Below are 4,387 nucleotides of genomic sequence, written 5' to 3'. Positions count from 1 at the left end.
CGCGCCCCCCGCCCCGAAGGCAAGGGCGAAGCCGCCACGCCCAGCGGCACCTCGCGCCTGAACAAACGCATGGCCGAGCTGCGCATGTGCTCGCGCCGTGAAGCCGATGCCTGGATCGAGCAAGGCTGGGTGTTCGTCAACGGCCAGCCCGCGACCATGGGCCAGCAGGTCACGCTGTCGGACCGCATCACCATCGAGAAAGCCGCCGAGCAACAGCAAGACCGGCAAGTCACCATCTTGCTGCACAAGCCCATGGGCTATGTGAGCGGCCAGGCCGAAGACGGGCACGAACCGGCCATCACCCTGATCAACCCGCGCAGCCACTGGGGCGGCGACCCGTCCAAGCTGCGCTTCACCCCGCCGCACCTGCGCGGCTTGGCCCCGGCCGGACGCCTGGACATCGACTCCACGGGCCTTTTGGTGTTGACGCAAGACGGCCGCGTGGCGCGTCAGCTGATCGGCGAAGACTCGGAGATGGAAAAGGAATATTTGGTGCGCGTGGCCTACACCGGCCACGAAAACACCGCTGCCGCCACCGCCGCGTCGGCCACCTATGGCGGCAAAGCCAACCAACTCACCGTGATTGGCGACTTCGACCGCGTGAGTGCCAATGTGCAAGCCGTCTTCCCCAAGGCGCTGCTCGAGCGCCTTCGCCACGGCCTGAGCCTGGACGGCAAACCCCTCAAGCCCGCCAAAGTCGACTGGCAAAACCCCGAGCAATTGCGCTTTGTGCTGACCGAAGGCAAAAAACGCCAGATTCGCCGCATGTGCGAACAAGTCGGCCTGAAAGTCGTGGGCCTCAAACGCATCCGCATGGGCAATGTGCAGTTGGGGCAAATGCCAGCGGGCACTTGGCGGTATTTGGGGCCGAACGAATCGTTCTGACCGCACAGTCTGAACTTGTGCCCCCACCAAGCCCAGCCCATCACTCTTGAGGAGACGCCCCTTGACCATGAAGTTCACAGTCGCCGTTGTGGCCGCATTGCTGGCCAGCACCGCCTCAGCCCAAACGGGCAGCCTCAATGCCATTTGCAGCACCGACCAAAGCTGGTGCGAAATGGCCGCCAAGGAATTCACCAAGGCCACGGGCATCACCGTCAACCAAACCCGCAAAGCCACCGGTGAAGCCTTGGCTCAAATCCGCGCCGAAGCGGCCAACCCCAAGACCGACATCTGGTGGGGCGGCACGGGCGATCCGTTTTTACAAGCCGCCGAAATCGGTCTGCTGGCGCCCTACCGACCCGACTACCTGAACGACCTGCACGGCTGGAGCGTTCGCCAGTACGCCATGACGCAAAACATGGTCGGCGGCTTCTACACCAGCGCCATTGGCTTTGGCTGGAACACCGAACTGCTCAAGAAAAAGAAGCTGCCCGAGCCCAAGTGCTGGTCCGATGTCATCAAGCCGATCTACAAAGGCGAGGTCGAAATTTCACACCCCGCGTCCAGCGGCACGGCCTACACCATCCTGGCGGGGCTGGTGCAGATGATGGGCGAAGACGCGGCTTTTGAATACATGAAGACCCTGCACAAAAACGTGACGCAATACACCCGCAGCGGCACCGCGCAAGCGCCCAATGTGGCCAAAGGCGAAGTGGCCGTGGGCATCAGCTTCATCTTCGGCTTTGACGGCTGGCGGCACAACAAATACCCCGTGGCCACCGTGGCCCCTTGCGAAGGCACCAGCTACGAAATCGGCGGCATTGCCCTGGTCAAAGGCGCACGCAATGCAGCCAACGCCAAACGCTACTACGACTGGCTCATGAGCCCTGAAGGCCAAAGCATCGGCGCCAAAGCCGACAGCCTGCAAAGCCCTGCCAACAAGACCTTCAAGCCCGATCCGCGCATCCCCTCCATGGACAAGGTGCGCTTGATCAAATACGACTTTGAAAAATACGGCAAATCCGCCGAACGCCGTCGCTTGCTGGAGCGGTGGAACAAAGAAGTGGGCGCGTTGGCCAAGTAACACCTCTTGAAACACCCCTGGACGCCCCCAACTGAGGGGCGTTTTGGTTTTTTGATCTTTTGTTTTTTACCCCTTTGAATTGATATGAGCAAACAAACCCATGCCTTCCAGGCCGAAGTCGCGCAACTGCTGCACCTGGTCACCCACTCGCTGTATTCCAACCAGGAGATCTTCCTGCGCGAGCTGATCTCCAACGCCTCGGACGCCTGCGACAAGCTGCGCTTTGAAGCACTGAACAACACCGCTTTGTACGAAGACGCGCCCGAGTTGCAAGTGCGTTTGGCTTTCGACAAAACCGCCAAGACGCTGACCATCACCGACAACGGCATCGGCATGACGGCGCAAGAAGCGATTGACCACCTGGGCACGATTGCCAAGAGCGGCACCAAGGACTTCATGAGCAAGCTGAGCGGCGACCAGAAGTCGGATGCGCAGCTGATCGGCCAGTTCGGTGTGGGCTTTTATTCGGGCTTTATCGTCGCCGAGAAAATCACTGTCGAAACCCGCCGTGCAGGCGCAGCAGCGGCCGAGGGCGTGCGCTGGATCAGCGGCGGCACGGGCGACTTTGAGGTCGAGACCATCACCCGCGCCGAACGCGGCACCAGCGTGATCTTGCACCTGCGCGAAGAAGCGCTGGAGTACGCCAACACCTGGAAGCTCAAGGAAATCGTCGGCAAATACTCCGACCACATCAGCCTGCCCATCTTGATGGAAAAGGAAGAGTGGAAAGACGGCGAGCTGATCGACCCGAACAACGAAGAAGCTGGCCGTCAGCCCGGTGGCATGGTCAAGACCGGCGAGTGGGAAACCATCAACAAGGCCAGTGCCTTGTGGACCCGCCCCAAGAAAGACATCAGCGACGAGCAATACGCCGACTTCTACAAACAGATCAGCCGCGACTTTGAAGCCCCGCTGACCTGGACGCACAACCGCGTGGAAGGCAGCACCGAATACACCCAGCTGCTCTACATCCCATCCAAGGCCCCACAAGACCTGTGGAACCGCGACAAGAAGGCGGGCATCAAGCTGTACGTCAAGCGCGTGTTCATCATGGACGAAGCCGAAGCGCTGATGCCCAGCTACCTGCGCTTTGTGAAAGGTGTGGTGGACTCGGCCGACCTGCCGCTGAACGTGAGCCGCGAGCTGCTGCAAGAAAGCCGCGACGTCAAAGCCATCCGCGAAGGCTGCACCAAGCGTGTGTTGTCGATGCTGGAAGACCTGGCCAAACACGACAAGGCCCCAGAAACCACCGAAGGGGTCACCGACGTTCTGAGCGACGAAGACAAAGCCAAGCTGGGCCAATACACCAAGTTCTACGCCGAGTTCGGCGCGGTGCTCAAAGAAGGCTTGGGCGAAGACTTTGGCAACAAAGACCGTCTGTCCAAGCTGCTGCGTTTTGCATCGACCACCAGCGACACCGTGAGCGTGAGCTTTGCTGACTACAAAGCCCGCATGAAGGAAGGCCAGGACGCGATTTACTACATCACCGCCGACACCCTGGCCGCTGCCAAAAACAGCCCGCAGCTCGAAGTCTTCAAGAAAAAAGGCATCGAAGTCTTGCTGATGACCGACCGCGTGGACGAGTGGGCGCTGAACTTTGTGCACGAGTTCGATGGCACCCCGTTGCAAAGCGTGGCCAAGGGCGCGTTTGACCTGGGCAAGCTGCAAGACGAAGAAGAAAAGAAAGCGGCAGAAGACGCGGCTGAAACCTTCAAGCCCGTGCTGGCGAAGCTCAAAGAAGCGCTCAAAGACAAAGCCGAAGACGTGCGCGTGACCAGCCGCTTGGTGGACAGCCCCGCCTGCCTGGTGGTGACCGACGACGGCATGAGCATGCAACTGGCCCGCATGCTCAAGCAAGCCGGTCAACAAGCCCCTGAAGTCAAACCCGTGCTCGAAGTCAACCCCGAACACGCGCTGGTCAAAAAGCTCGATGGCTCTGTCCATTTCCACGACCTGGCCCACATCCTGTTTGACCAGGCCCTGCTGGCCGAAGGCGGTTTGCCCGAAGACCCAGCGGCTTATGTGAAACGGGTGAATGCTTTGCTGAGCTGATCTTCGCTTTGGGCCGCTGTTCACAATGGCTTACAAATCTCCGGCTGAACGGTGGTCCAATCCACGCATGACATCCCTGCAAAAACCCTCGGCCGTGCGCCCCCGTCTGAACAACACCCTGGCTTGGTTGACCTTGGCTGTGGGCCTGACCGGCTGCAGCAACGTCCACACAGGCGCGGGCATCGGTGTGAATGTGCCCATCCTGCCCGGTGTGTCTATCGGCGTGAATGTGGGCACGGGCGGTGTGAGTGCGGGGGTGAATGCCCAGTCCGGCCCGGTGGGCGTGGGGGTCGGGGTCAATGGCTCCGGCCAAGTCAGCGGCCGCGCAGGCGTGGGGGCCAGCACACCCGGGCCGGTGAGTGTGGGCGG

The 4,387-nt window shown here is 60.9% G+C and carries 3 protein-coding genes and 1 pseudogene; all 4 read left to right on the top strand.

The annotated features are described in order from the left end of the window. On the top strand, positions 1-885 hold an 885-nt coding region (locus tag QZ190_RS08140), incomplete at its 5' end, for a pseudouridine synthase (RefSeq protein WP_291915273.1). A 67-nt stretch (positions 886-952) separates the two neighbouring features. Beyond that, a complete protein-coding gene (locus QZ190_RS08135; protein WP_291915272.1) occupies positions 953-1,966 on the top strand; it encodes an ABC transporter substrate-binding protein in 1,014 nt (337 codons plus the stop codon). Positions 1,967-2,050: 84 nt separating this feature from the next. Then, positions 2,051-4,018: a molecular chaperone HtpG gene (gene htpG / locus QZ190_RS08130; RefSeq protein WP_291915271.1), complete on the top strand. Its 1,968-nt coding sequence runs from the start codon at positions 2,051-2,053 to the stop codon at positions 4,016-4,018. 67 nt (positions 4,019-4,085) lie between these two features. Beyond that, positions 4,086-4,387: pseudogene (locus QZ190_RS08125) on the top strand (hypothetical protein); the annotation flags it as partial.

The sequence above is a fragment of the Limnohabitans sp. genome, assembly GCF_017848645.1.
Lineage (GTDB): Bacteria > Pseudomonadota > Gammaproteobacteria > Burkholderiales > Burkholderiaceae_C > Limnohabitans_A.
Note: the sequence above shows the minus strand (reverse complement) of the source record. Positions and strands in the feature narration are given on the sequence as shown.

What these genes read in the sequence shown, in the direction of transcription:
- QZ190_RS08135 (WP_291915272.1), top strand. Translation starts at nt 953, where the DNA reads ATGAAGTTCACAGTCGCCGTTGTGGCCGCATTGCTGGCCAGCACCGCC.
- htpG (WP_291915271.1), top strand. Translation starts at nt 2,051, where the DNA reads ATGAGCAAACAAACCCATGCCTTCCAGGCCGAAGTCGCGCAACTGCTG.